Origin of the sequence: Methanopyrus sp. SNP6, assembly GCF_002201895.1 — an archaeon.
Classification (GTDB): domain Archaea; phylum JAADCQ01; class Methanopyri; order Methanopyrales; family Methanopyraceae; genus Methanopyrus.
This window is the reverse complement of sequence record NZ_CP019436.1, coordinates 252656-279054: the sequence shown is the minus strand read 5'-3', so window position 1 is coordinate 279054 and position 26399 is coordinate 252656. Positions and strand designations below refer to the sequence as shown.

Annotated in this window: 26 protein-coding genes and 3 tRNA genes; 22 read left to right on the top strand and 7 right to left on the bottom strand. The window is 57.1% G+C overall.

Features of this window, described 5'->3' with window-relative positions; genetic code table 11:
• Positions 1–8: 8 nt before the first annotated feature.
• The 6 genes from BW921_RS01590 (at position 9) to BW921_RS01565 (ending at position 3105) form a co-directional block, all read left to right on the top strand.
• Entirely contained in the window at positions 9–1229 is a 1221-nt protein-coding gene (locus BW921_RS01590; protein ID WP_148688285.1) for a phosphoglycerate kinase, read from the top strand.
• A gap of 3 nt (positions 1230–1232) precedes the next feature.
• On the top strand, positions 1233–1646 hold the full coding sequence (locus tag BW921_RS01585) for a RecB-family nuclease (protein WP_148688284.1): 414 nt from the start codon (positions 1233–1235) through the stop codon (positions 1644–1646).
• Position 1647: 1 nt separating this feature from the next.
• Positions 1648–1959: a 50S ribosomal protein L21e gene (locus BW921_RS01580; RefSeq protein ID WP_148688283.1), complete on the top strand. Its 312-nt coding sequence runs from the start codon at positions 1648–1650 to the stop codon at positions 1957–1959.
• A gap of 12 nt (positions 1960–1971) precedes the next feature.
• Entirely contained in the window at positions 1972–2361 is a 390-nt protein-coding gene (locus BW921_RS01575) for a hypothetical protein (RefSeq protein WP_148688282.1), read from the top strand.
• 3 nt (positions 2362–2364) lie between these two features.
• The gene (locus tag BW921_RS01570) at positions 2365–2979 is read left to right on the top strand and encodes a DUF655 domain-containing protein (protein ID WP_148688281.1); all 615 of its coding nucleotides are present in this window, start codon (positions 2365–2367) and stop codon (positions 2977–2979) included.
• Positions 2980–3027: 48 nt separating this feature from the next.
• Positions 3028–3105: transfer RNA gene (locus BW921_RS01565), tRNA-Arg, on the top strand.
• A gap of 22 nt (positions 3106–3127) precedes the next feature.
• Here BW921_RS01565 and BW921_RS01560 read toward each other — a convergent pair.
• Positions 3128–3550: a DUF371 domain-containing protein gene (locus BW921_RS01560; RefSeq protein ID WP_148688280.1), complete on the bottom strand. Its 423-nt coding sequence runs from the start codon at positions 3548–3550 to the stop codon at positions 3128–3130.
• A gap of 26 nt (positions 3551–3576) precedes the next feature.
• On the opposite strand from BW921_RS01560, the gene BW921_RS01555 reads away from it, so the two are divergent.
• Genes BW921_RS01555 through BW921_RS01545 form a run of 3 tightly spaced genes read left to right on the top strand, consistent with a single transcriptional unit; the run spans position 3577 to position 6135 of the window.
• Positions 3577–4293, top strand: coding sequence for an HVO_0476 family zinc finger protein (locus tag BW921_RS01555; RefSeq protein ID WP_148688279.1), 717 nt, complete (start codon positions 3577–3579; stop codon positions 4291–4293).
• A gap of 13 nt (positions 4294–4306) precedes the next feature.
• The gene (locus BW921_RS01550) at positions 4307–5419 is read left to right on the top strand and encodes an ABC transporter permease (protein ID WP_148688278.1); all 1113 of its coding nucleotides are present in this window, start codon (positions 4307–4309) and stop codon (positions 5417–5419) included.
• An 11-nt stretch (positions 5420–5430) separates the two neighbouring features.
• The gene (locus tag BW921_RS01545) at positions 5431–6135 is read left to right on the top strand and encodes an ABC transporter ATP-binding protein (RefSeq protein WP_148688277.1); all 705 of its coding nucleotides are present in this window, start codon (positions 5431–5433) and stop codon (positions 6133–6135) included.
• 51 nt (positions 6136–6186) lie between these two features.
• Here BW921_RS01545 and BW921_RS01540 read toward each other — a convergent pair.
• Positions 6187–6316: transfer RNA gene (locus BW921_RS01540), tRNA-Glu, on the bottom strand.
• 906 nt (positions 6317–7222) lie between these two features.
• On the opposite strand from BW921_RS01540, the gene BW921_RS01535 reads away from it, so the two are divergent.
• From BW921_RS01535 to BW921_RS07745, 7 genes are all read left to right on the top strand, one after another.
• Positions 7223–8557 (top strand): L-lactate permease, encoded by a 1335-nt coding sequence (locus BW921_RS01535; RefSeq protein ID WP_168168635.1) that lies wholly within the window; start codon positions 7223–7225, stop codon positions 8555–8557.
• Positions 8554–9510, top strand: coding sequence for a radical SAM protein (locus tag BW921_RS01530; protein ID WP_168168634.1), 957 nt, complete (start codon positions 8554–8556; stop codon positions 9508–9510). Before BW921_RS01535 ends, BW921_RS01530 begins: the two co-directional genes overlap by 4 nt.
• Positions 9511–9522: 12 nt before the next feature.
• On the top strand, positions 9523–9927 hold the full coding sequence (locus BW921_RS01525) for a hypothetical protein (protein ID WP_148688274.1): 405 nt from the start codon (positions 9523–9525) through the stop codon (positions 9925–9927).
• 15 nt (positions 9928–9942) lie between these two features.
• The gene (locus BW921_RS01520) at positions 9943–13668 is read left to right on the top strand and encodes a DNA polymerase II large subunit (RefSeq protein ID WP_148688273.1); all 3726 of its coding nucleotides are present in this window, start codon (positions 9943–9945) and stop codon (positions 13666–13668) included.
• A gap of 420 nt (positions 13669–14088) precedes the next feature.
• Positions 14089–15444: an amidophosphoribosyltransferase gene (gene purF, locus BW921_RS01515; protein ID WP_148688272.1), complete on the top strand. Its 1356-nt coding sequence runs from the start codon at positions 14089–14091 to the stop codon at positions 15442–15444.
• Between the two features lie 262 nt (positions 15445–15706).
• Entirely contained in the window at positions 15707–15913 is a 207-nt protein-coding gene (locus BW921_RS01510) for a hypothetical protein (RefSeq protein ID WP_148688271.1), read from the top strand.
• Positions 15914–15922: 9 nt separating this feature from the next.
• Complete coding sequence (locus BW921_RS07745) at positions 15923–16069, top strand: hypothetical protein (RefSeq protein WP_168168633.1); 147 nt, start codon at positions 15923–15925, stop codon at positions 16067–16069.
• A gap of 513 nt (positions 16070–16582) precedes the next feature.
• Here BW921_RS07745 and eno read toward each other — a convergent pair.
• Complete coding sequence (eno, locus tag BW921_RS01505; protein ID WP_088334868.1) at positions 16583–17866, bottom strand: phosphopyruvate hydratase; 1284 nt, start codon at positions 17864–17866, stop codon at positions 16583–16585.
• Between the two features lie 410 nt (positions 17867–18276).
• On the opposite strand from eno, the gene BW921_RS01500 reads away from it, so the two are divergent.
• Genes BW921_RS01500 through BW921_RS01490 form a run of 3 tightly spaced genes read left to right on the top strand, consistent with a single transcriptional unit; the run spans position 18277 to position 20948 of the window.
• Positions 18277–19569, top strand: coding sequence for a tRNA pseudouridine(54/55) synthase Pus10 (locus BW921_RS01500; protein ID WP_168168632.1), 1293 nt, complete (start codon positions 18277–18279; stop codon positions 19567–19569).
• 24 nt (positions 19570–19593) lie between these two features.
• The gene (locus BW921_RS01495; protein WP_148689285.1) at positions 19594–19755 is read left to right on the top strand and encodes a 4Fe-4S binding protein; all 162 of its coding nucleotides are present in this window, start codon (positions 19594–19596) and stop codon (positions 19753–19755) included.
• Between the two features lie 2 nt (positions 19756–19757).
• The gene (locus BW921_RS01490) at positions 19758–20948 is read left to right on the top strand and encodes an NAD(P)/FAD-dependent oxidoreductase (RefSeq protein ID WP_148688269.1); all 1191 of its coding nucleotides are present in this window, start codon (positions 19758–19760) and stop codon (positions 20946–20948) included.
• 194 nt (positions 20949–21142) lie between these two features.
• Here the strand turns inward: BW921_RS01490 and BW921_RS01485 are convergent, their stop codons facing one another.
• On the bottom strand, positions 21143–21337 hold the full coding sequence (locus tag BW921_RS01485) for a hypothetical protein (protein ID WP_148688268.1): 195 nt from the start codon (positions 21335–21337) through the stop codon (positions 21143–21145).
• 82 nt (positions 21338–21419) lie between these two features.
• Between BW921_RS01485 and BW921_RS01480 the strand changes: the two genes are divergently transcribed.
• Both BW921_RS01480 and BW921_RS01475 read left to right on the top strand, forming a co-directional pair.
• On the top strand, positions 21420–22784 hold the full coding sequence (locus BW921_RS01480; RefSeq protein WP_168168631.1) for a cobyrinate a,c-diamide synthase: 1365 nt from the start codon (positions 21420–21422) through the stop codon (positions 22782–22784).
• Positions 22781–23179 carry a cupin domain-containing protein gene (locus tag BW921_RS01475; protein ID WP_088334856.1) on the top strand — a complete coding sequence of 133 codons (399 nt, stop codon included), beginning with the start codon at positions 22781–22783 and terminating at the stop codon, positions 23177–23179. Before BW921_RS01480 ends, BW921_RS01475 begins: the two co-directional genes overlap by 4 nt.
• Here BW921_RS01475 and BW921_RS01470 read toward each other — a convergent pair.
• Positions 23127–24008 (bottom strand): SAM-dependent methyltransferase, encoded by an 882-nt coding sequence (locus BW921_RS01470; RefSeq protein ID WP_148688266.1) that lies wholly within the window; start codon positions 24006–24008, stop codon positions 23127–23129. The genes BW921_RS01475 and BW921_RS01470 overlap by 53 nt on opposite strands.
• 141 nt (positions 24009–24149) lie before the next feature.
• Here BW921_RS01470 and BW921_RS01465 point away from each other — a divergent pair, with 141 nt between their 5' ends.
• Positions 24150–24989, top strand: coding sequence for a hypothetical protein (locus BW921_RS01465; protein ID WP_148688265.1), 840 nt, complete (start codon positions 24150–24152; stop codon positions 24987–24989).
• A 60-nt stretch (positions 24990–25049) separates the two neighbouring features.
• Here BW921_RS01465 and BW921_RS01460 read toward each other — a convergent pair.
• Positions 25050–25127, bottom strand: a tRNA-Pro gene (locus tag BW921_RS01460).
• 47 nt (positions 25128–25174) lie between these two features.
• Positions 25175–26239: an aconitase X gene (locus tag BW921_RS01455; RefSeq protein WP_168168630.1), complete on the bottom strand. Its 1065-nt coding sequence runs from the start codon at positions 26237–26239 to the stop codon at positions 25175–25177.
• Between the last annotated feature and the right edge of the window lie 160 nt (positions 26240–26399).

Below are 26399 nucleotides of genomic sequence, written 5' to 3'. Positions count from 1 at the left end.
GAACACCGATGTACGAAGATATATCTACTATGGACGATTTCGAGTTTGAAAATAAGTGGGTTCTGTTACGAATTGATATAAATTCTACGGTTATTAATGGTAAAATTAAGGATGATGAACGTATTAGAAGACATCTCAGGACGATCAAGGAGTTGACGGAACACGACGCTCGAGTGGCCATTCTGGCACACCAAGGAAGACCGGGTGAGGACGACTTCACGACACTGGAACCACACGCGGAAATCATGTCCGAAGAACTCGACAACTTCGAGTACGTGCCCGACGTGTTTGGGCCCACCGCGAAGAAGAAGATTCGGTCGTTGGAGCCCGGTGAGGTTATCTTGCTGGAAAACGTGAGGTTCTATTCCGAGGAACGTATCAACCGGGACCCGGAGTGGCACGCACGCCGACATTTGGTGCGGAACCTGGCTCCGCTGTTCGACATTTTCGTGAACGACGCCTTCGCCGCGGCCCATCGCTCGAATGCTTCACTGGTCGGGTTCACTCGAAGACTCCCGTCTTGCGTCGGCCGTGTGATGGAACGGGAGATCGAAGTCCTCGAAACCATGGTCAGAGAGGAGATGGAAGATGGCGTCTTCGTGATCGGTGGATCCAAGATCGAGGACTCTATCAAGGTCATACGCCGAGCCATCGAGATGGACAACGTACGTCGCGTGTTACTTGGAGGTCTCGTAGGCAACCTCTTCCTTTGGGCTTCCGGAGTGGATCTAGGGAAGCCGTCACGGAAGTTCCTGGATATGAAGGGTTACACTGGTTATTTGGACGAAGCACGGGAGCTCCTCGAGGAAGGTGACGACGTGATCCTCGTACCAGAAGACGTGGCTCTTAACCGCGGTGGGGAACGCGAGGAGATAGACGTAGGTGAACTACCGGCGGACGCTCCCGTGTTCGACATCGGTAACGGAACGATCGAACGGTATTGCAAGGAAGTCGAAAGAGCGGGTATGGTGGTCGCTAACGGGCCGATGGGCGTGTACGAGGAACCCGGATTCGAAAAGGGAACGTACGAGCTCCTTAACGCCATCGCCGATTCGGACGCTTTCTCCGTGATCGGAGGAGGCCACATAATTGCGGCGGCGAAGGCCTGTGGTGCCTACTACCACATAGATCACGTCAGCACGGGTGGCGGAGCGATGCTCAGAATGCTCGCCGGGGAGCGACTACCGGCCATAGATGCCATCCTCACCTGCCCGTTCTCGGGGTGCTGAGGTGTGGTCGTCGTGGTATACCACCGCCCCTTCAGTCACTTCCGCGTCAACCACGTGGCCCTTATCGCGGGCAACCTCGGAGCGAAGCTCCTCGTTTACTCGGAACCGAAGTCACGCGCAGCCCTGGACGGTATCACACAAGTGCTGGAACACCCCGAGGAGAGAAGACGCGTTCCGGTGATGGTGGTCGACGACTTGGACGATGCCCTGGAAGTTGTTAACGGCCGGGTAGCGCTGCTGGATCCCCCGGCAGATGGAGGGATCAAGAAATTAAAGCCGTCAGACGTGCTGCTCACAGTCCCAGTGGAGCTACTCGAAGAGGTCGATATAGATCCCGATCTCACCGTCGGTGTCGACGCTCCCGTCGGAGAGCTGGCTGCGTTGGCTGTCGTATTGTACGAGTTGGGGGGAACTTGAGTTGGTGAGGAGGTCCAAAGGTTTCCGGAGTCGTACACGGAAAAAACTCCGAAAGAAGCCCAGAGAGCGCGGTCTTTCCCCGTTGGGTCCGATGATGCAAGAGTTCGAGAAGGGTCAGAAAGTACACATCGTAATCGATCCCAGCGTCCACAAAGGTATGCCCCATCCGAGGTACCACGGGAGAACTGGAGTGGTCGTGGGACGCCAAGGCCGAGCTTACATCGTGAAGATCAGGGATGGAGGGAAGGAGAAGAAACTAATCGTGTACCCCGAGCATTTGAAGCCCCAGAAGCAGCCCGAGCTCCGACGATAGGGGTCTCCGGCCTTGCCCACGATATCCCTTCGGGCCCGGGAGAGGAATCCGACCAATGTACACGAGGCCCGCAAAGTGGTAGAGAAGGTCCTAAAGGAGCGGGACCCGGAACTAACCTACGACCAGCGCGAGGCAGTTCGGTACCTGAAGAAGTTCGGATCGCTGGAGCCGGAGGACCTGGAGGAAGTGAGGGAAGAGCTCAGGTCTATTCTCGGTGAGCTCACGACCAACGAGCGCACGGTGGAGGTCCTCGTCAACAAGATCTTGGAGGTTCAACCCAGGAGTGAGGAGGAGATCAAAATCCTACTCGAGTCTGCCGGAAAACGTCTCCTCCGTCGTGCCGATGAAGATGTGGTGCACGCTATTTTGGAGGTATCTGAACGAATCGTGGAGGAGGAGTAAACGATGGTGGAGATACTGTACAAGCAGCCGAAGGGGAAACGGCCCTATGAAGAGTATGCGCTGATACTGGACTTCTTACCGTACGGCAGGGCGGAGGAGCCACCTCATAAGCGACAGCCCGTGGCGCAGGCGGTGGGGAAAGACTTCTTCGTGCTCCTAGAGCTAGCTCCCAAAGAAGGGGCATTCCTGGAGCTTCATGAAGAGGTGTACGTAGGCCGTGGTAAGCGTGACAAGATTCACCACGTGAACCGACGACTACGGTACGATGAGCTCACCGCGACGGCCCGTGAGGAACTCCCCCACGCCGTCGAGAAGATCATCGAGGATAACGAAAAGGACTTCGTCAGGTTCTTCAACGAGGCTAGGCCTATCACCCCGAGGTTGCACCAGCTCGAGCTTCTTCCTGGGATAGGCCGGAAAACGCTCGAGCGTATCTTGGAGGAACGTGAGAAGGAACCTTTCGAGTCCTTGGATGATATCAAGGAGAGAGTTAAGGGCCTCCGAATGCACCCCAAAGACATGATCAAAGAGCGCGTTCTGGTGGAGCTCAAAGGAGAGACCCGGGACAAGTACAGGCTGTTCGTGCCGGAGTTCCGGGGTGGCGGGAGGCGACGGTGACCTCCGCAATCTTATTATACCCACAACCTCAGAGGGCGGATTGGGAGAGGGCCCGCAGCTCAGCCTGGACAGAGCGCGGGGCTTCTAACCCCGTGGTCCCGGGTTCAAATCCCGGCGGGTCCGCCAGCTTGGAATCGTTATGATAACATTAACGAACATCGAGTACCCGCATCTCTACAGTCAGGACGGTCCTCGGGTCCTTAAGTGCCCGAACCAAATCACGACTCAGGTCCCTCGCCGCTTTGTCGCATTTTATCAACACGGTGCGATCGTCGACGTAGTCGCTCGTCCGGAACACCATACTCCTACCGTCTTGTAGGGTCATTTTCGGGTGTCCGACGCCGATTACCCTGTCCTCCGTACCGCCGGCTCGCAGAATTACTTCTACTCTCGCTCCCCGCCGCAACATCAGCTTGAAATTTTCCGGCAGGTCGGCGCAGGCCATATCGGCGCGAACACCTATTATGCAGTCAGCCGTTGTCCCGATCTCTGGGTCTTTCGTGACTTCGAACGTACTCCGATGACGTCCGGTCACGTTCTCGTGACCTCGGGCCTCGAAGGTGACCTCCATCCCACATCCCCCGGGGGTACTCGTCGATGATCACCCTGGATACTGAAACTACAGTAGGGGACCTGTCTGAGTCGGACGTGGAAGGCAGGATAATATACGCGCCCTGCAAAGGCTGCTCTCCCGACGAAGAAGTCCCACAAGAGGTTGTCCGCGCTACGGTACACAGGAAAGGACCCGACGAGAAAGGTGTTCCGAGGTTCGTAGCGAACGTCCTCGCTCGGTGTGAGAGCTGCGGTACCGTGAATCCCGTAAGGTTAGTGTTCTACGCTCCCAAGAAGGTTAAAGTCACTATCAGCAGGTACGAGGAGTCGGAGTGTAAAGAAGTAGAGATGGACCCGTTAGAGGAGATTGAAGTTGGTGATGTGATCGAGGTGGAGGGGGAAAGGGTGGAAATCACAAATATATCTACACACGAAGAGGACAGCGTGAAGAAAGCCAAGGTCAAGGACATCGTATCGGTCTGGGGAGTATCACTGGACATCCCGGCCCGAATTGGAGTTTCAATCAATCTCCCATCAGGATACACAATTTCTGAGAAAATTGAGGTTAATAGGGATGAGGAGTTTACGGTTGGAGAGATATACGAACTCGATGGGATGCTGTTCAGGGTACATGCGATAAAACCTGAGGGTCGCCCTACAGTAAAACGTGAGGGTAAGTCGGTCAAAGCTGATGAGATAAAAAGAATATACGGAAGACCTGTCAGGAGAGGAACGCCTAAGAAGTCATTAGAATCCATATAAGGGGAATGGATGCTTGATAACAATAAAGGTAGCGATCAGGAACATAGCTCGAAGGAGTGTTCGCTCACTACTCACGATCTTAGGGGTTGCTATCGGAGTTGCTGCCGTAGTGGGCGTCTCAGCGATCGCGAAGGGATTGCAACATGATGTTAAGGTAGCAATCAGCGGATCGGCTTCACTAATAGTGAAATCAAAGGCGGCACCTGATCCACTATCTAGTGTACTTGATGAAAGTGTTGAGGACGAAGTGAGAAAGATACCAGGAGTAAAGCGCACAGTCGCTGTCTGGTTTAACAATAGAATGATTACAGTAGGCAAACAACGTCAGCCTATACTGATCGCAGCGGTGGAAAATGGAGATTATGAATTCGTGATGGGATCCAAAATAGAGCCAATAGAAGGCCACCTCCCTAAACATGGAGAAATGGCCTTTGGAAGCCTCGTGTGGAGAAAATTACAACCTAAGATAGGGGAAGTAGTGGACTTGTCCGGACAAAAGCTGAGGGTGTCTGGAGCGTTCAAAACATCGTCGCAACTCGCTAATATGTGTGCGATTACTACCATGGATAGTGTCAATAGAATTAGAGGGAAGAGTATTAGCTGTGTGTTCGTCCAAACGTCAGACCCGAAGCGAGTGAGGAAAGAGATAGAGTCAAGGATAGAGGGTGTTGAGGCCATCACTACTAGCAAGGCTGTTCAAGGGATGTTGAATAATTTGAGAACAGTTGAACTTGCTGCTATAGCACTCACCGGGATCGCCGGAGTTGTAGGAGCGCTCGGAGTAGCCAACACCATGCTTATGTCAGTGCTTGAGAGAAAACGCGAAATAGGTGTTATGAAAGCCGTAGGAGCGACGAACAGAGACGTGATGAAACTGTTCTTAATGGAGTCGATAGTGTTATCCTTGTCGGGAGGAATCATAGGATGCGTTCTCGGGATGTTAGGATCACGGCTGTTGGTCCACGTCCTGTCGTACATAAAGCATCAGACGGTATCGGTACTCATAACGCCTGAAGTACTGGGGCTCGGACTGGCTCTAGCCCTAGCGATCGGGGTAGTCTCGGGCCTATATCCGGCGTGGAAAGCCGCTAGAGTCGACCCCGTCGAAGCTCTCAGGTACGAGTAGGGGGCGTCTAAATGTCAGACTACGTAATAAGATTGGAAAACGTTCGGAAAGTTTACAATTCGGGGTCGACAAAGGTAGAAGCGCTTAGAGGAGTGAGTCTCGAAGTAAAAAATGGGGAGTTCCTAATGATAGTCGGACCTTCGGGATCTGGCAAATCAACGCTACTTCATATCATGGGGGCTTTGGATACACCAACGTCAGGTCGCGTTGAAATTGCGGGTAAGAATATGACTAACCTTAGTGATGAAGAGCTTGCTGAAATTAGGAATAAATACGTTGGTTTCGTGTTTCAACAGTGTAATCTAATCGAATCACTTACGGTGTTAGAAAATGTCATGTTTCCCATGACATTGGCCGGAGAGGAGGATGAGAAGAGGGCCAAGGATCTACTGCTGAAAGTAGGACTTAAAAAGGAACACTTCGACAAGTTTCCGAGCCAATTGAGTGGTGGCGAGCAGCAGCGTGTAGCTATTGCTCGAGCTCTGGCGAACGATCCAGAAGTAATCTTAGCCGACGAACCCACCGGGCAGCTCGATACGAAAAACTCCCAGCGCATTATGAAGCTCCTTGAGAAGCTTAATGACTCCGGTCATACTATTGTGATGGTCACTCACGATCTCTCCTTAGTTCGCTGGGCTGATCGGGTGGTTTTGCTTCGAGACGGTAGGATAGAGAGGGAAATGAGTCCCGAAGAACTCGACGCCGAGGGGTCTTAGACTAAGCTCGTCCCCTGGTTATTGTTATCGCTCTCGTAACGATTTAGGGTTTGGTGCCCCGGCCGGGATTTGAACCCGGGTCGCGGGATGTCTCCGGCCCGGACGGGCCTCGAAAGTCCCGCATGATATCGGCGGGCCCGCGGTCACCCACGGGCCCTTGACCGGGCTACACCGCCGGGGCGTCTCCGCGGCCATGGAATGAGGGTCAAAAGGGTGTATATAATATTTACAGGGGACTCTTGCGGAGTCCTTATGTCCATGCTACCGCTCCAGTACTTCCCCAAGTCCTCTAGGACGTTCTCAATGACTTCTTTGGGCGTCCCACCTTTCCGCATCACCTCCTCTAAGGCCGACGGTGATGGTGGTTCCGGACCTTCTAGGGCAGACAGTAAGCGACTCACTTCGGCTTTAACTTCGGGCGGCTGTTGGCTGATCAGCCCGTGTTTAACGGCTTTAGTTAGTGCCCTCAGAACGGCGTCGGCGAGTATATCCGCCAATGAGATGAGTTGGGTCGTGCTGCTGTAAGCGGGGTAGACGTCCTTTACGTTGACGACCTCCACACCCAGTAGCTTAAGATAATAGTACGGGTACCAGATCTTATCCGGCCCGTTCCAATAGCAGTTAACGCTGAAGTATCCGGGCAAGTTCGGGTCGTCGGTTACCAGGTAGTCCGGAGATACATTCACGTAGACGACGTGCCTCACCGTGGAGTTCTCGGTCAGGAGGATCCTCTTAAGCTCGTAGTACGAGGACCCATCCCTACCTGCGATCCAGATCAGCGTGTCCAAACCTAACTCGGAGCAGATACGGAACCCTCGTGGTACTTCCCCTATACGCCGATACTGTTGCAGTAGCTTTAACTCACCCTCGCTCAGCTCGTATAGATACTCCGCGCCGCCAGCTGAGCTGTAACTCACGTAAATCCTGTCTATCCGGAGGCCATAGGTGGGAGCTTTATCGTGTAAGGCGACTGCGAACTCCTTCAGGAATGCGATATCAGAAGTACTCCCGTTGATAGCGTCTGAGGTTATACAGACGTCGAGACCTTGAACCCCGATCGCTATCGTCATCAGAAGGGGGATCACCGTTGCCATCGCTCGCACTGGTTGTCCCCCTGGTGTCTATCTCAGCTTTGATCGTGGCCGCACTCCGCGGTTGGGGACTACTCCGAGCGTCCTCCATTTCCTTAGCCCTCTACCTTATAGCTTCAACATTCACTCCGTTCACCGTTCAGGTACCCTGCGTTCGGGTCGTCGATTCCGCGCTAAAAGGTGTTGAGATTCTAGCCGTCGTGTTGGCCAGCCTCACGCTTGTGGAAATGATGCGTGAAGACGGCGTACTGGAGGACATCGTGCACGTTCTGAAGGAGATCTGCCAGCTGCGCGGTCCGTGCCTGGTAGGTCTCAACGTCGTAGCCACCGGTGCCTTCGAGAGCGTGGCCAGTTTCGGAACGCCCGCCACTTTAGTAGGTCCGCTCCTCGTCGAAGCGGGGCTGAGTAAGACGACTGCTGCGGCCGCAGCTCTCGTAGGACACGCTCCGTTCGGAGTGTTTGCTGCCTTCGGTGTGCCGATTCTCGTCACCTCAGGAGTTTTAGGGATCGATCCCAAAAAGTTGAGCCTTGATGTCGCCCTCTGCATCGCGCCGAGCTTGCTGATACTGCCCTATGCTGTGGCGGAGACCGCCGACCTGAGGGTGTCGAAGGCTCTACTGATGACCATGTGGATTATGACTACCGCCTCCTTGCTGGCCGTTTGGTGGGTTACGTCTCCCAGTATCGTAGGTCCGCTCTTGGTTTTGGGCGTAACTTCCGGCTTCTTTTGGTATCTGCGAGTTACAGGTGAGGAGACTAGTCTCGAGATCAGCAACGATACCGTCAAGGGAATGGCGGTCTACGGGCTGGCGGTCATCGGTATAGGGGTGGCCAAGGTCCTGAAGGTGGAGTGGGTGCAACCGTGGATGTTGCTGTGGGCTGCCGTACTGTTGTATGCGAGTCCGCGGTGGGCCCGGATGATCGTAGCACTTATCCGCGTACTCCGTAAGACTTGGGAGGAGCTGCTCTCGATCGTGCTTTTAATGGTCCTTGGAACGTTGATATCCTATTCCGAACTCCCAAGTGCGATCAGACCCTACGCCGCCTCTCCGCTTGTCACTTTCCTGATGGGGTTCGTAGGGGAGATGGTCGTCGGTAGTACTACCGCGGTGATGGCGACTTTCGCGTCTGGGACACCGCACCCGGAGATCACGCTGGCCGGTGCGGCTTGCGCGGCGGCCGCATGTCCTTACAACGTCGCCGTGGCCGCGGCGGCTGTGAGATGTCACGAGAAGCAGGTTATGCGGAGAAGTCTGTTGGGTTCGATGTACTTGACGGTACCGACGTTAGTGTGGAGTACCATTCTGTGGGCCTGGGGCGCGATGAAATGAGGCGGAAATTAATCGAGGAGCTCGAATCACGTCTCGACCGGAGAGAGATCGAGAAAGCTCGCAGAGATTCTCACGCTCGTCGACGTCCGAGGCCCTGTGGGATGACGGTCCACCCAGGCCATGGGTGCCCTAGGGCTTGCTCTTACTGCTATATACCGGAAATTGGGTTCAAATTCGAGCGCGCACGTCCCTACCAGCTTTCAGGAGAGGGTATGACCTTAGCCTTGCTCTACAACCGAGCCTTCGAACCAGGTCGTGAAGGGACGTTCATAGCGGTAGGTAGCGTGACGGACCCGTTCCTCCCGGAGCTCGCGGATAAAACGCTTGAGTATCTGAGGGCGTTCTCGCGGTGGTTGGGTAATCCCACACAGTTCTCCACGAAATCCGTGATCGGCGTGGAGGTGGCCGAATCACTTGCGGAACTGGATCTACCACTGAACGGCCTCGTCACGATTCTCACACCGGACGGAGAGAAAGCTTCAAGGCTGGAGCCACGGGCCCCTACACCTGAAGAGCGGTTGGAGACAATCGCAGAACTCTCGAGGACCGGTTTGACGATCGACCTCTTTTTCAGGCCGATATTGCCGGGAATAGTCGGTCTTGAGGAGGCGGAAGAACTTTTCCGGCTGGCCCGCGATGCCGGAGCTCGAGGTGTCGTAGTGGGAGGTTTCCGGGTGAACGAGGGCATACTGAACAGGCTGAGGCGGTTCGGGTTTGACGTCTCGGAAATAGTTAATAGGGTCGATAGACCGATACCTAGAGGCAGGAAGCAGGTGTACGTGCGTACCGGCGACATCAAGGAACGCCTCCTCAGGATAGCACGAGAAGTCGGCTTGACCCCATTCGGAGCCGCGTGCTGCGCGTGCGCGAGTGCCGCCCGGATACCTTGCCCGAACCGGTGTTGGGAAGGCCCCTTCTGTACCGAGTGTGGGAATCCCGCCTGTCCTGCGTAGGGGGATCCTGAAATGTTCGATCACTTGTTCCGTACGCTGTTCAGAATGATCGATCGCTCGATGGAGGAGGCGATGCGTGAGATGGAGCGGGAGATAGCACGGCTCTGTGAGGAGATGGAAAAGGAGCTTGAACGGCTAGAGCGCGAAGGAAGCACCGACCGTAACGTCCAGGAGATCAAGCTGCCCGGTGGAGGATGGATCCGGGTTGAGACGTTCCAGTTCGAGCTGCCAGCCGATACCGGAGGGCGTATTCAGGAACTCCCGCTCGAGAAAGAGCGAGACGAAAAGAAGGAGGAACACGAACCGGAACCCCGAGAAGAGATGTCCTCGGAAATGTTCGAAGGAGTCGTGGACGTCGGGGGAGTCCCGCTAAAGCTGGAGAGGCGAGACCGTAGCTGGCGGGAGGAAAACCGCTGAAGGGGACGCCACGTTGTGAACAGAGCGCGGGAGGAATTAGACAGGTACCGGGAGACGCTGGAGGAAGTCTCTTCCCGCTTCGTCGAGGTCGCCACGAAGGCCAGACAGCGTAGGGAGGATCCGAAACCGGAACCCGAGGTGATGCTGGCTACGTCGATCGGTGAGCGAGTGGAGGGTCTGCTCCAGGTCGAAAACGTAGCGGATCGACTGGAGGAGCTGGAGGAAGAGCTAGGAGACCGTGAGGAAGCCACGTTTCGCATAGTAGAGGAGGTGATCAAGGGAGAGCTGAAGGTCAAAGGCGACTTACCGATGCATAAGAGAATAGATTATGCGGTCAGAATAGGTCTGGCGATACTCACTGAAGCCGTGGTATCGGCCCCACTGGAAGGCATCGCGGCTGTCGAGATCCGAGAACGGGGTACGGGACATAAAGTCGTTGACGAATCGGAACCTCCGCATGAGGAACCGAAACTCGTGTGCACGGAGTGTGGGAAAGAAGTCGATTCCGAGAACTGCTACTTAGCCGTCAAATACGCCGGACCGATCCGGGCCGCCGGTGGTACTGCGGCAGCTCTTTCCGCACTCCTCGCCGACTATGCTCGTCAAGTAGCCGGCCTACCGAGGTTCGACCCGGACGACTTCGATCATGACCTCGTGGGTCGGTACGTGGAAGAGGTCGTGACGTACCTGGATAAGGTAGGATCGTTCCAATACAATCCTTCGGAGGAAGAGATCGAGCTAGTCGCGAAGAACATCCCGATCGAGATCGACGGAGAACCCACGGAAGAGGTGGAGGTACAAGGTCACCGTGACATCCCGCATCTCCCTAACCGACTCCGCGGAGGCGCCCTCTTGGTTATCTGTGAGGGCATATGTCAGAAAGCCCCGAAGCTGATCAAGCGTGTCGAGAAGTACGGAATAGATGGATGGGAGTTTCTGGAAAAACTTGTGAACAAGGGATCCGACGATGAAGAGGAAGAAGGAGAAGAGGGAGAGACCAAAGTCAAACCCAATGACAAGTACATGGGCGAGCTCGTAGCGGGGAGGCCGCTACTCTCTCACCCGTCGGCTAAAGGAGGTTTCCGGCTCCGGTACGGTCGAGCCAGGAACACCGGTTTCGCTGCGGTCGGAATCCATCCATCGCTGATGTACGTTACAAAGGGCTTCATAGTCATAGGCACACAGCTGAAGGTGGAGCGGCCGGGTAAGGCGGCTTGTGTGTTGCCGGTGACCGAGATAGAACCTCCGGTGGTGAGGCTTCGAGACGGTTCGGTCGTGCGTCTAGACGACCCGAAAAAGGCGAAGGAGCTCGTCGAGAAGGATGAAATCGAGGAGATACTTGACCTAGGCGAGATGTTGGTCGCGGTGGGTGAGTTCATAGAGAACAACCATCCACTCGTTCCTCCGGCGTACTGCCCGGAGTGGTGGGTGAAGGAAGTTCCGGACGTGATCAAGGTGATAGGCCTTAAGAAGAACCTCCCGAACGACGTCTTCGAGAAGCTGAAGGACGTTCCATTGAAGCGATTGGTGAAGGAAGCAAGCAGGCTGTCCGGGAACGGGAACAATCTCGACAACTTCTTGAACGGTCCCGTGAAGGTCGCCCGTTCCATCATCGAACTAGTGAGGAAGGAGGTGATGCCGCGCCTTAGCTCTCCGGAGCGTATGAGCGTAGAGGAGGCTATCGAGCTGTCGCTCGAGTACGGGGTTCCGTTCCATCCGAAGTACACGTTCCTGTGGCACGATGTGGAACCTGAGGACGTAGACGAGCTCCGGGAAACACTCGAAGTCGCCGGATCGGAATGGGGGAACCTGAGAGTCGAGTTCGAGAACGACGGAAAGGTCAAACGCATATTGGAGTATCTGCTTGTCCCCCACAGGATCGAAGACGGTACGATCGTGGTGGAGGAACCTTGGGCGTCAGCGCTGTTGGCACAGCTCGGGTACGACCCAGAGAGCGGAGAGTTCCGCGAGAGGAACGAGGATATGGATTACCTGCTGGACTACCTCGTGATACGGGACGAGACGTGCCGGTACGTGTCCAAGCTGGCTGGATTCCCGATCCGTGAGAAGGCACCGACGAGAATAGGGGCCCGAATGGGGAGACCGGAGAAGGCACGTGAGAGGAAGATGAGCCCACCGCCGCACGTGTTGTTCCCAATCGGTATAGCCGGTGGTAATCAGAGAGATATCATGAAGTTCCATCGAGGGGAGTGGGAAGACACGGATCGCGTCGAGGTCTGCTATCGGATCTGTCCTGAGTGCGACCGGTTGGTACCGTATCGGGTATGCCCGTTCTGCGGTACGGAGACCGTGCAGTACTGTAACCGATGTGATGAGCCGGCTGACGAGTGTGATTGCGAAGAGCCCGACCCCGTCGTCCGTGCTGACATCGAGTGGAACGACGACGCATATTCATCACTGCCGGTCAGGGAGCTGGTCCGACGTGCGGAAGAGGAGGTTGGTACCACTGACACGCTCAAAGGAGTCAAGGGAATGACAAGCAGGTTGAAAATGCCCGAACCGTTGCAAAAAGGGATCCTGAGGGCCAAGAGAGATCTCTTCGTGTTCAAGGACGGTACCCTACGCTTCGACTGTAACGACTGCCCGCTGACGCATGTGAGGCTGAAGGAGGTAGGGTTAACACCGTTCAAAGCCAGACTCTTGGGGTTCGAGCGTGACATCAACGGCGACCCCGTAATCTCGGAGAATCAGGTGGTCGAGCTATACCCGCAGGACGTGGTGCTACCGAGGAAGGCCGCGGAGTGGGCCGTCCGCGTCTGTCAGTACTTGGATGATCTCCTGCGGAAGTATTACGGACTCGAGCCCGTGTACGGCGTGGAGAAGCCTGAGGATCTGATCGGACATTTGATCGTCACTTTAGCGCCGCATACCTCATGCGGCGTGGTGGGGCGAGTAGTCGGAATCGCGGATATTAACTGCTGGTACAACCACCCTATAATCAACGCGGCCCGACGCAGGAACTGTGACGGCGATGAGGATGCCTTTATGCTGTTACTCGACGTCCTCCTGAACTTCAGTCGTCTGTACCTGCCGGACAAACGTGGAGGTTTGATGGATGCCCCACTGGTGCTTACCGCGGTGGTGGATCCGTACGAGATCGACGACGAGGTCTGGAATATGGACGTCTGCGGTGACTACCCGCTGGAGCTGTACAGGAAGGCATTGGAGTACTCCGACGCGGGGGAGGCGGAAGAGCTCATAGAACGACTCGAAGATAGGCTAGACCTGCCCCGAGGACTTCAATTCACCCACGATACTGAGGCGATAGACCTCGGACCCACCGTAACGCGGTACTCCAAGCTGGAGAAGATGGAGGAGAAACTCGAGGAGCAGCTCGACCTCGCCAAGAGGATTCGAGCCGTGAACGAGTCCGACGTCGCGAAGATAGTTCTCGACTCCCACTTCTTGCCTGATATCAAAGGAAACCTGCGGAAATTCGGGCGTCAGAAGTTCCGTTGCTCACGCTGCAACGCGAAGTTTAACGTACCACCGCTCAGCGGTAAGTGCCCACGGTGCGGTAGTGACATACTGCTGACTATCTATCCGGCGACGGCTACGAAGTACCTGGAACCGGCTAAGCGATTAGTGGAGGAATTCGGCACGTACGACGAGGAATGGAAGACGATCGCATCGGAAGTGGAGCTGCTGGAAGAAGAAGCGAAGACGCTGTTCGGAAGCGACCACGACGTGTCACTCAAGAAGTTTTTCGGCGAGACGTAGCCCGTGAGCTTTCCCACATAATCAGAGCCCCCAATAATGACAGGCTTAAAGTCACTCCGGCACCGATCCACTTGGCGTTCCGCACCGACGCTCGCCCGTCAGCATATCTTCCGACATGCTGATGCCCCACACGGTTTTTGCCATGCTTGCCATCTGGTTTCTCTTTGGATTCCATTCCGACTCCCTCGGTGCCGGTCAGATCGATGCGATGCTCCGGACAGACCAGTGTAGATTGCTCCCGGAGCTCGCGATCGAATCGGTGGTCCGCGTAATGACCTTCGTTCACGAATGATTCGGCTCCGTGGGTGGAGTGCTCTATCGGCTCGACCGCGTTGACCGGGTACGATATGAGCGACCACAGGAGAATCGCTACGGTCGAAGCCGTGCCCATGTAGGGTACCGCCCGGGGGGGTATAGTGGTTGTGCGGGATTTCCGGATGTTACCTGCTCGAGGGAAACGAGGCGGGCGTTTATAATTACCTCATCCTCCATGCGAACCAGCACAGGGGTCAAGAGTCGGCCGGAATCTGCGTGTACGATGGACTCCGACTGATCGGGAAGAAGGGAATGGGCCTAGTGACCGAAGTCTTCGATCGATCTGACCTGCGGAAGCTCTCGGGCCCGGTGGGTATCGGCCACGTTAGGTACTCTACAACCGGCACTTCCGAGCTCGTCAACGCTCAGCCGTTCAAAGTGGGGTACTCGAAGGGCGAGTTGGCTCTGGCCCATAACGGAGACATCGTGAACTCTGAGGAGCTAAGGAGGAAGCTCGTTTTTGACGGGCATGCTTTCGTTTCCGAAACTGATTCGGAGGTCATCGCCCGACTGCTCGCAGTCGCCCTCACCGAGACCGACGATATGTTCGAGGCGTTCGAGGACGTTATGGAACGGTTGATAGGCTCGTACTCCCTGACCGTGATAACGAGTCACGGTGACCTAATCGCGGTTCGGGACCCCTGGGGATTCCGGCCACTGTGCCTGGGATGGGATGAACGTGGCTTCTTCATTTCCTCCGAGACGGTTGGTCTGGATATGCTAGGCGTGGAGGAACGCCGCGAGCTGGAGCGTGGTGAGGTAGTTTGGATTCGGGAGGGCGACGTCGAAAGTAAGGTCGTGAGAAGGGAACGCAAAGCCGTCTGTATGTTCGAATTCGTGTACTTCGCGCGACCGGATTCCATCATCGAAGGCAAATGCGTGTATGAATGCCGGAAGTGCATGGGTAAGCGACTCGCCGAGGAGGCTCCAGTTGAATGCGATCTGGTGGTCCCCGTCCCGGATTCGGGCCGGACGGCGGCGCTTGGGTACGCGGAGTCGTTGGGAGTTCCTATGGAGGAGGGGCTGATCAAGAATCGGTACGTGGGCAGGACGTTCATCATGCCGGAGCAGGAGGAGCGCGTACGGAGCATCCGGGTGAAGTTGAACCCTATCCGGGATGTGATCAAGGGATGCTCGCTGGGCGTAGTGGACGACAGCATCGTACGCGGAAACACCTCCCGACAGATAGTGGAGATGTTGCGGGATGCAGGGGCCCGTGAGATCCACATGAGGATCGCGTCGCCTCCAGTGGTGTCCCCCTGTTATTACGGGATTGATATGGCTACGAAGGAGGAGCTCATAGCCGCAGACTTAGACGTTCCAGAAATATGTGAGAAAATCTCGGCGGACTCGCTGGCTTACCTGTCCTTGGAGGGTCTCGTCGAGTCGATCGGGTTGAAGAAACGTGAGCTATGTGTAGGTTGTTTGACGGGTGAGTATCCCACCCCGGTCCCTGAGTGATCGGGGTAAGAGGGGGTGAAACCCAGAGCCATGGACCACCGATCGTACCAACGCATAGGATCCTTCATAGTCGAGACACTTAACTTCGTAACCGCTTGGCTCATTGTCGCGGTCGGGATGTAAGTAGTGGAGAAACACTATCCAACGGTAGTCGGAGCGACAGTAATCTCTCCCTCAGTGATAGTCGCACCACTTCTACCGCCTCTGCTGTACCTACCTACGAGTTCTGAGGAGGAATGGACTAGTCGTCGGGGAGGACAAAGTGCTGATAATCTACGACAAGGACGTCGCGGGAGTCCCCGTGGAAGAGATCACTTGGATTAGTGTGGACCTCGAGCTCAAGAGACGAAGACGAGACCCATCGTCGGTAAACCAACGGCCCTGCACGAAGCACATGGGTGTCCGTGAAGCGTGTGGCCGGGAGACTGTGGGCCGCGGGGACGGGTGGGCGCCTAGGTGGATGTACTAGTTCCTGTGCGTGACCTCTCTGCAGGTTAAGGCTGCAAAGGGACAGACACTGCGCGAGGATCCCGTGGATACCGTGATCGCGACCGAGGAGGTCGCCGAAGGGCAGAGTCTGGCGTTCAGCATCAATGAAATCCTGCGTATATTGCCGATAGTGTAGGTACTCCCGATGCTTCTGGCCGTAATCATGGGCGTGTTGAAATACTGTGAGCCGAAGGCATATTTTCCTCCTCGCGGCTGCACCTCGGATTTTGGCGACGGTGTCGTCGTTCTCGGTGAACAACCGCGTGAAGCGCGGAGCTTCATGGAATTCATGTGTTTTTTTCGGTTTGGTGGCGATAATCTCGATATTCTCAGGGTTGGGTACCTGCCTTCACGGGAGCTTGTCGGAGACCGCGGTGCTTCGCGAGTCGCTACAACCGCGCACCCTACGGATGTTGTCAAACTAGTGATCGCCATGATCTCCCTGAATTGATGAAGATGACTTTTCTCAGTGATGTTCGCGTTGTCCATACTTCTAGCGGGTTCGATCACGTCTTTCGGAACTATGGTGGATCACGCTCCCCATAGCCGCAGTTATGCCAGTAGACCGTGTATTCCCTGAGGCTGGTTTAAGCCCAAGATTGTGGTAGAGACGGTGTGGTGTCGAATGTGTGATACCGGAGAGCGGAAGTTAGGGCAGGAAGAAGTCGTTCCGAGGTCCGAACTCCGCCGTCCCGGCCAGGTCTTCCTCGATTCGGAGTAACTGGTTATACTTGGCGGTCCTCGAGCTACGAGCGGGTGCTCCGGTCTTGATTTGCCCGCACCCAAGGGCCACGGCCAAGTCGGCGATGAACGGGTCTTCAGTGTCACCGCTCCTGTGGCTTACCATTACTCCGTACCCGTGGTGAAGCGCGAGTTCACCCGCCTCCAGGGCCTCCGTCAGGGTGCCTATCTGGTTCACCTTCAGAAGCAGGGCGTTCGCCGCCCCCATCTCGATACCCTTCCGCAAGCGGTTCGGGTTCGTCACGAACAAGTCGTCACCCACGATCTGGATCTTGTCTCCTAGCTCTTCGGTGATCTTGGCGAATCCCCGGAAGTCCTCCTCGTGCAGCGGATCCTCTATGGAGACGATCGGGTACTGGCTTACTAGATCTTTGTACACGTCGATCAGCTCGTCGCGGGTGTACTTCTGGCCGTATGCCCTATACGTCCCTGAGTCTTCGTCGTAGAACTCGCTCGCGGCTGCGTCCAGGGCCAACGCGATCTCCCTGCCGGGTGCATATCCGGCCTCCTCGATGGCCTCCACGAGGACGTCTAGTGGTTCCATCATATCCTTCATCGGTGGGGCGTAACCGCCCTCGTCACCCACGTTTGTAGCGATCGGCCCATACTCCTCCTCCAGCAACTCCCCAAGGACGTGGTACGTCTCTACGCCGGCTCGAAGGGCTTCGGAAAACGATTCGAATCCGTGTGGAACGATCATGTGTTCCTGGAAGTCGAGCTCGTTACCAGCGTGCTCGCCGCCGTTGATGACGTTCATGAACGGCACGGGTAGTCGGCGCGCAGTTGGACCGCCTAAGTACCGGTACAGAGGGATTCCCAGCGACTTGGCCGCTGCCCGGGCGACAGCCAGTGAGACCCCTAAAATCGCGTTCGCTCCGAGGTGAGACTTGTTCTCGGTGCCGTCGAGCTCGATCATCATGCGGTCGATGTCGGATTGGGTCGTCGCGTCGAGTCCCTCGATCTCCGGGGCTATGATCTCCTCCACGTTCCTGACAGCGCGGCGCACTCCCTTACCCCCGTAGCGATCGTCGCCGTCCCTCAACTCCAGCGCTTCGTACGTGCCCGTGGAAGCTCCGGATGGGACCATAGCCCGACCTACGGTACCGTCTTCGAGTTCCACCTCCACTTCCACCGTGGGTTCTCCGCGTGAGTCTAGCACTTCCCTAGCTTTCACGGAGGCTATCCTGGGCATGTTCTCGGACCCCCCGCCTCACGATCGCACCACGGGTTAAACCGTTGCCGTTCGTGCCGTCGCGGTGGGTAGCGGCGGACTTCGATTGTGTTTAACGCACTTACGTGATGTCGGCTTGAGTCCGGAGATTACCGGCACCCAGTGGCAGACTAGTATGCCGCCTCTCCACCCGGGTGCATTCTGACTTTTTGTGCGGGTATGATGGCCACGTTGTCCGACAACGGTAGAGCAACCCACGGAGGTAGGGATGATCCACTCCGGATCTCCTCGACTAACCCGTAGCGTATGTGAAACACGGACAGCTCGGACGCTTCACCCTGCCGTCGTACTCGGGTGCAAGTCTCGAGTCATCGTCACCGATCCGTCGATGTCCAACGTCTCTAGAAGCGATCCACGGGTGGTGGTCCGCCGTGATCGATAAGCTACGAGAGGTGCTGAGACGGTTCAATCCGTGCGACCACTGCCTAGGCCGGGCTTTCGGCTACGGGTTGACAGGTCTCGAGAACTGGGAGCGAGGGCGATCCATCAAGCTGTACATAGGGATGCTAGCGCACTTGGAGGGGGAAGAGGAAACACTCGAACTACTCGCTCGATCCGGGCTGGAGGAGGCCGCAGCGGTACTCGACGACCCTCCAGAACCTGAACCCTGCGGTGTGTGCCGTGGAGTGCTGGAAAAAGTGGACGAGTTCGCCGAGGTGGTCGCGTGTGAACTGAAAGACGTCGAGTTCCGTGGATTCGTAGTGGGATCCAGATGGCCGGAGGAAATACGGGAAGCCGAGGAAGAGCTCTGGGGGATACTCGGCGTCGAGGGTGAACCAATCAAACGCGAGTTCAACAGGGAAGTCGGTAAAAGGGTGGAAAATCTACTGAACGTGCGCGCGGACCCGAGAGATCCGGATATAGAGATGGTGTTCGACTTCCGGTCCTCCTTGGAGGATCCAAAGTTCGAAGTCTACGTACGCCCCGTCTACGTGCGAGGGCGCTACCTTAAGTTGAGAAGGGGGATCCCGCAGACGAAGTGGCCCTGCCCGCGGTGCGGGGGGGCGGGATGTCCGAACTGCGATTTCACTGGTAAGCTGTACACGGAGTCTGTGGAGGAACTCATTGGAATGGTGCTGAAGGATGCATTCCTGGCGGAGTCGCACAAGTTCCACGCTGCGGGTCGCGAAGATATCGACGTGAGAATGCTCGGAAATGGTAGGCCTTTCGTGATGGAACTCCTGTATCCTAAGCGCAGGAACGTCGACCTTAAGAGGGTTGAAGAAGAGATCAACCGGAAGGTGGGCGACGACGTACAGGTGGTAGAACTGGAGTACGGGGGGCCCGAAGACGTCGGGAAGGTGAAAGATCTCTCCGAGCGATCCCGAAAGAGGTACCGAGCGTGGGTGAAGTTCGGAAAACCAGTTCCAGAGGATAAGCTGAGAGAAGCCCTGGAGGAGCTGAAAAGGTGTGTAATAGAGCAAAGGACACCGAGGCGCGTGCTCCACAGGAGGGCGGACAAGGTCAGGAGAAAAAGAGTTCACGAGGCCAAGCTGGTCGAGCACGACGGAGATCGAGCCATCGTCGAGTTCCTCTGCGACCCGGGACTGTACGTGAAAGAGTTAATATCTGGAGACGCTGGACGGACGCGCCCCAGTCTCGCCGAACTTGTTGAGGTTGAAGCTGAGTGTGAACGTCTCGATGTGATCGAGTTCCTGGAATGAGGGAGGTGATTGGGGTTGAAAGTCATGGTCGAACGTTGTCTCGGGTGCGCTGCGTGCGCTGCGGTCTGCCCCAAGGATGCGCTGACGATTTCCGGTGGGAAACCAGAGTTCGGCCCTGAGTGCGACGACTGTGGCATTTGCGCTAAGGTTTGCCCGACGGGCGCCATCGAGGACGAGGGGGAGTGAAGGTGGAGTTCGATGTGGTTGTGGTTGGTGCTGGTCCGGCGGGTTCGGTCGCGGCGTGGGCTGCGGCGGAGGCAGGTTGTGATGTCTTGGTACTCGAGCGTAAGGCCGAGGTCGGTGTCCCAAAACAGTGTGCCGAGGGTATCAGCGCACATGGGCTCGAACACGCTGGAATCGAGCCACAGGACGAGTGGATCGCTACCGAGATCTCGCGTGCTCTCATTTACGCTCCCAACGGGAAGGAGTTCGAGGTCCCCGGTGACGGGTACGTGTTGGAGCGTCGTGTGTTTGATAAGTGGTTGGTTGTTCGGGCTGTTGAGGCTGGTGCGGAGGTTAAGTTGTTGGCGCGTGCTCGTCGGGCGTTGGTTGATGATGGTCGGGTGGTTGGGGTCGAGTACGAGGGAGTGGATGGTGTGCATGAGGTTCGAGCACGCGTCACCATCGCCGCGGACGGGATCGAGTCTCGCATAGGAAGAACCGCAGGACTAGTCCCACCACTCAAACCCACAGAGATATGCACATGCGCACAGTACGAGATGATAGGTGTTGATGTTGAGGAGGACGCCACGCACTTCTTCGTCGACGCCGAGTTCTTTCCGGGAGGATACTTCTGGATCTTCCCGAAGGGCGAAGGTCGGGCGAACGTGGGAGTGGGCATCCGAGGGTCCGAATCCGAACCCGGAGATGCGCTGAAGGTACTGAACCGCGCCTTGGAGGATCACGAGCTCATTTCAGAAGCTGTAGCGGAGGCCGTCCCCGTGGAGGTGAATGTGGGTGGTGTGCCGGTGTGTGGGCCTGTTGGGCGGACGTATGGTGATGGTATTCTCGTGGTGGGTGATGCGGCTCGTCAGGTTAACCCGGTGACCGGTGGTGGTCTTCACACTTCCCTGGTTTGTGGTCGGATCGCGGGTGAGGTCGCGGCCGAAGCGATCGAAGAGGACGACACGTCCGCCACCTTCCTAAAACAATACCAAGACCAATGGAAAGAAGAATTCGGTAGGATGTTCAAATACACACTGAAGGCGTCCAAGATACTCTCCGAGATGAGTAACGAGGAGCTCAACGCACTGGCGGAGGCGCTGGACCGCGAGGATATCCTCAGGTTGGTGAAAGGAGAGGGGGTCGTGAAGGTTGCCAAGAAGGTGATCGCCAGGAAACCGTCGCTCCTGAAGTACGCCAAGCACCTCATGAAATAAATACAATACAATAAAATACGGAGTGAGGGCGTCGGTATCGGGTTTCCCCCGCCCCGGCCACACGACTTCACAGCGGCGGCGCGACCTGGGAGGCGTACCCTCCCGGGATGGACGCCGTTGCGTACCGGGCCGGAACATCCAAACAGGTGAGGGGCCATTCTGGCCTTCCGATGACCCTATTTCCTTACCACCTTTTACACGAGCGTCGAGGCGATCGCCGTCGCGGTCACTACTGCGGCTACGGCGATGCCCAGTGTTTCGGTGGTCAGACCTACCAACCCCACTTTCCTGCGGACGGTGGTATGGCCGCACTCGCGGCACTTAACGACGACGTAGTCTCCTTCGTCACGCTCCTCCAGGTTGGAGGAACCGCATCCCCTGCATCGCATGGCCGTAAAGCTTTCCCCCGAGCGGTCGGCGTGGAAGTCCTGTATATCAAATTTTATGGTACACGGAAACAGGGGTGTCCTGTTGCCGATACCCCGGATCGTACTCGCTGGCTCGTCCAGCGCTTGCGGTAAGACTATGATCACCGCTGGCATAATTCGGGCGCTACGAGACGACGGATATGAGGTGCAACCGTTCAAGGTAGGCCCCGATTATATCGATCCGTCGTACCACTGGCTGGCTTCCGGGCGACCGTGTGGTAACCTCGACACGTTCCTCTTCCGCGAGGAGCACGTTATATGGCTCTTCCAGCACCGATGTGAGGGCGCCGATCTCGCCGTCGTGGAGGGAGTTCGAGGGCTTTACGAGGGTATCGGCGCTGTCGGTGTTAGGGGAAGCACGTACCACGTCTCCGAGGTCCTCAACGCGCCCGTAGTGTTGATCGTCGACGCCCGGAGTCTCACCAAGAGTGTGGCGGCGTTGGTGAAGGGATACACAGAACTGGAAGGAGCGAACATAGTCGGCGTGATACTGAACCGCATCAGGTCAGAGGTTCACTACCGCAAGGCGCGACGCGCTCTGGTTAAGTACACCGATGTCAAAGTCCTGGGTTACGTCCCCAGGGACCGCAGGCTCAAGGTGGAGTACCGGCATTTGGGTTTGGTACCGACTCCCGAACGCCTCGAGGAGATGAGGGAACGTCTCCGCACAGTGGCTGAAGTGATCTCCGAGCACGTGGACCTGGACGCGCTCATCGATGTGGCGAAGGCCGCCGGCCCACTGGGGCCAGGGGAGCGTCCCTGGGAAGTGAACCCGACCAAATGCCGCATCGCCGTGGCTAAGGATGAAGCCTTCAACTTCTACTACCCGGAGAACCTGGAGGCGCTCGAGGAGAACGGCGCGAAGCTCCTGGAGTTCAGCCCAGTACGCGACGAGGACGTTCCACCCGACGCTGATGCACTTTACATCGGAGGTGGCTATCCGGAGCTGTTCGCACGTCAGCTGGAAGATGCCGAGAGTACGCGTGACTCCATCCGAGAGTTGGCGGAGTCGGGTGCTCCGATATACGCGGAATGCGGCGGCTTTATGTACTTGTGTAAGGAGCTCAGGTGGAACGAGGACAGGTACAGGTGGGTAGGAGTCTTTGACGTAGCGGTCGAGATGACGGATAGGGTTCAAGGTCTCAGCTACACGATCGCCCGCGCCGTGGACGACACCCCGGTAACGCGTAAGGGTGAGATGTTCAAGGGCCACGAGTTCCATTACTCACGCCTCGTGAGGCCAGAAGGTCTCGAGAGTGCGTATCGGATAATCCGCGGTCAAGGTTGGCGCGGACGGGAGGGGTTCCGACCCAAAGACTTCCCGAACGTGTTGGGAACGTACGTCCACGTACACGCGGCCTCCCATCTGACGTTCGCCACTAACTTCGCGGGGAGTGTCGAGTCTTGAAACGTAGCCCGCGTGACTCCGAACCCTACGTAACACTCGACGGCTCGCTGATCTACGAAGTCGTACGTCCAGAGTTCTCCCGCGTTAAGACCGTGAGCCTGGCTGTCGCGGAGGTTCCACCAGGAGAGTCCACGGTACCTCACTACCACATCGACTTTGACGAGGTGTACTGGGTCCTGGAGGGTCGGGGCATCGTACACGTCGGATCTAGATCTTTGGAGGTTCATCCGGAGAACTGTGTGGAAATCCCCCGTGGCTCGGTACACTGGGTCGAGAACGACGGCTCGGAGACGCTGAGGATACTTTGTGTGTGCTCTCCTCCTTACCGCCACGAGACCACCATCACTCTCGGAAGTAAACGAACGTCTCGTTCGAGCTCGCCGACTCGAGATTAACGTTCTCCACCGCGAACCCCGCCTCTTCGATCTCCTCCATGAACCATTCCAACACATCGTCCCCCGCCGGCGCCACCTTCACGAAACCCCACGCGACATCGTTCTCGAGACGCTCCAGCAGCCGAAGGACCGCATACAGGTCGTCCTCGGGGTTTCCGGAGTAAATGTCCGAGAGCAGCGTCACTTTCTCCCCGGGGAATCCGACCACGATCATCTCGGGGAGGACGAACTCGTGGGCCGTGATACGCAGGTGATGCACGTTCTCCAGCTCTCTCACTCGATCCTCCAACCTCGCTGGGTCGACGGCGACCACGTTCTCCGCAACCTGCGCCGCGAAGGACGACCAGCCTCCGGGAGCCGCCCCTAAGTCCACCACGAGATCCGTGAAGGACGGCTCACGCGTCGACACGAACTCCAACAATTTCACCAACGCTCGGTTCTTATGAAGCTTCGAAGGATTCACCCCGTAGCCTCCTACCTCCATCCCCCAGTCGGATGAGTAATGTATTTTGACCTTCGCCCCGAGACACCTAGCGGAAAGCCTGAGGTGATGCACGCGGTCCGAGTCCAAGAGGTTCTCCACGTACCGTCCGGTCACAACCTCCTTCACCTCGTCCGCCAGTTCTATTCTCCTCCGGCCGGGTAGCGATTTCCCCTCCAGCGTAGTGACTTCCACATCATACCCTAGCTCCAACAGTCCCGCGAGCGTCAGTTCTGCCGGGGTGATGCGCGCCCTTCCGATTATTGGTAGGAACTTGTCCAGCCCCGCTCGGTACGCGATAGAGTACAGGTCGCCGTGGAACAGCTCCACTACGTTCGGCTCAGACACGTCGCGATACCCCTTCGGTGTTCTCTGTGTTCGACATAACTGATATAGTACAACGGCCAGTGCGTTAGTGCGTCGGCGCTACGGCTGGGAGCAGGGGTCCATTCGAGCGCCACGTAAAACTTTCACGTAGGGGGAGTCCCGGTGGCTTTGGAGAATCTGGTGGATCTGCTGGACGTACGTAACGAAAACACCAGACACTCGTACCGCTTCGTTTTACGAAGACTGGACGAATTCCTCCGGAGGATCTTGGAGGACGAGGAGCCGGAAGAGTGGCTCGAGAAGGCTCCAGACGAGGAGATTTTAGAGGTGGCACGCGAGCTCCGTAACCTTCTGGTAGAGTCAGTCCGTAACATGGAGTTGGACCACGAAATGGGTAGACTGTGCTGGTACGCGCTCACTAAGGCCCTACGAGCCGTTGGTAGGGATCCACTGCTCATCCTGACCGTGAAGGCGTACGGATCGCCCGCATCGCCTGAGATGACCGAGCAGGACGCTCGCGAAGTTTTAGAGCTGGTAGATTTGATCGAGGAATGGGCAAAAGAAAACAAGGACGCATCCTGGTGGGCGCCGTTCAGAATCATCGCCGAATCGGGAATCAGCGTGATGGACCTAGTGAGAATGCGTTGGGAGGACGTGTGTCCCGGCGAGCCTTGGCTGGAAGGAACACCGGACGAGCCCCGTCTGAGGGTCGAGAAACCGGAGGAGACCATCGAGTTCTCCATCACCGAACGAGGACTGGAGGCACTCCGAGAGCTGGCGGAATGGACCGGTATAGATCCGACAGAGGAACCCGAGCGTCCGGTACTAATGAGCGAGGACGACGAGTACCACACGGACGCGCAGCGCGTGGACTCCTGGAGGGCTAGGCTGACGTATCGCTGGCGTGAAGCCCAACGGAGCGTAATAGGAGAATCCGAGTGGAGGATCAAGGATCTCACCAGAGCCACAAGGATACTGCGGCTACCCGAGCTACGTCGGTAACATTGTTCGCTCACTCATCAGAATCCGAATCGTTATGATGTTCGCAACGATTCCTGAGGTTGGTGGGGCCGCCCGGATTTGAACCGGGGTCTCCGGCCCCCAAAGCCGGAAGGATAGACCAGGCTACCCCACGGCCCCGACCCGGAGCCGTTCCGGACTTAGTCCTACTTATGATTTTTCCCCGATCACAGCGGACCCACGTTCACCTCGACCCGTGACGCCAAGTAGTGGGCGGCCTTCAGCGAGTCTGTGAACACCACGTCGTAGACGTCCTCGATCGGCGCGACTACGGGGCACGTTCCCCGGAGCCTGTGCCCGTCGAGTGTCGCGTTCGCCGGACAGCAGATCGCGCAGCCGTCGAACCTCGGAATCTCACCGTCGGGTCTGTGAGGACACCCGGTGAACGAGAACCCCTCACGCTCCGTCCCGAACCTCTCCTCTACAAGGTCGAACACGTCCTTCCGCTCCACCTCGATCCTTTCGGTACCGTCCACCCGTGGCTCCTCCGGCGTGATCCCTGGAATGTAAGCCATAGCCAGCGCTCCCGAGGCCGCCGCCGCGGCTCCCATGTACTTCACGTTCGACAGCGAGGGAACCGTTGGCAATCTCAGTACCGGGATCCCGTCGAGCACCTCCCCAAGGTAGTATCCCAGCGCCGACCACTCAAAGTCGTTCCGCGGCTCGAACTCGACGACTACTTCGTACTCCGCCACCCGATTCTCGTCCAGGTGCATCCCGTACTCCGGGATCCTCCCCACGACCGCCGCCGCGACAGTCGCCGGTGCCCCTTCACGGTTCGCCCGCGCACCGTAATACGTGTTCGCCACGAAGACGGCGGAGGATTCCCCCCACGCCAAGAGATCACCGCGTGAGGGTTGAAACCCCTGCTGGTACGGCACGCACGTGTACACCGGGGCCGTACCCAGTGACTCCAAGGCGTCCATGATCTCGCGTTGCCTCCGCTCGAACTCCTCGTCTACCGGGAGGTTACCGTCCAGACAGATGCCACATGGGTTCACGCTCGTCGGGACCGAGACCTTCAGACCAGCCTCCGCTACCTTCCTCAGGAACCTCAGTCCCGCGTCACCGATCGTTCCGTACGACACCCCGGATACGTGCACCGAGGCGGGCCTCACGAGTCGCTCCGCGTCGAAGACATCCCCGAGCTTTACCAACACTTCCATGAGCTTGGCCTTCAGCTCGCCCTCCTCGCCGTTCAGGATCCGCTCCTCCTCTTTCGTCAGGTACAATCCCGGACACCCCACCAATCATAGCCCTCGCAGACGGATGTCGACGATTCTCCCCTTACACCTAGCCTACCTTCGGTCGTCGGCGCGAGCTCCGCGAACAGCCCCTTAAGTTGCACAAATAGCCAGGCCGCTGCGAGAGCCTAATACGGACGCCCGACCC

What these genes read in the sequence shown, in the direction of transcription:
- BW921_RS01555 (WP_148688279.1), top strand. Translation starts at nt 3,577, where the DNA reads ATGATCACCCTGGATACTGAAACTACAGTAGGGGACCTGTCTGAGTCG.
- BW921_RS01525 (WP_148688274.1), top strand. Translation starts at nt 9,523, where the DNA reads ATGTTCGATCACTTGTTCCGTACGCTGTTCAGAATGATCGATCGCTCG.
- BW921_RS01545 (WP_148688277.1), top strand. Translation starts at nt 5,431, where the DNA reads ATGTCAGACTACGTAATAAGATTGGAAAACGTTCGGAAAGTTTACAAT.
- BW921_RS01560 (WP_148688280.1), bottom strand. Translation starts at nt 3,550, where the DNA reads ATGGAGGTCACCTTCGAGGCCCGAGGTCACGAGAACGTGACCGGACGT.
- BW921_RS01570 (WP_148688281.1), top strand. Translation starts at nt 2,365, where the DNA reads ATGGTGGAGATACTGTACAAGCAGCCGAAGGGGAAACGGCCCTATGAA.
- BW921_RS01530 (WP_168168634.1), top strand. Translation starts at nt 8,554, where the DNA reads ATGAGGCGGAAATTAATCGAGGAGCTCGAATCACGTCTCGACCGGAGA.
- eno (WP_088334868.1), bottom strand. Translation starts at nt 17,866, where the DNA reads ATGCCCAGGATAGCCTCCGTGAAAGCTAGGGAAGTGCTAGACTCACGC.
- BW921_RS01495 (WP_148689285.1), top strand. Translation starts at nt 19,594, where the DNA reads ATGGTCGAACGTTGTCTCGGGTGCGCTGCGTGCGCTGCGGTCTGCCCC.
- BW921_RS01590 (WP_148688285.1), top strand. Translation starts at nt 9, where the DNA reads ATGTACGAAGATATATCTACTATGGACGATTTCGAGTTTGAAAATAAG.
- BW921_RS01485 (WP_148688268.1), bottom strand. Translation starts at nt 21,337, where the DNA reads ATGCGATGCAGGGGATGCGGTTCCTCCAACCTGGAGGAGCGTGACGAA.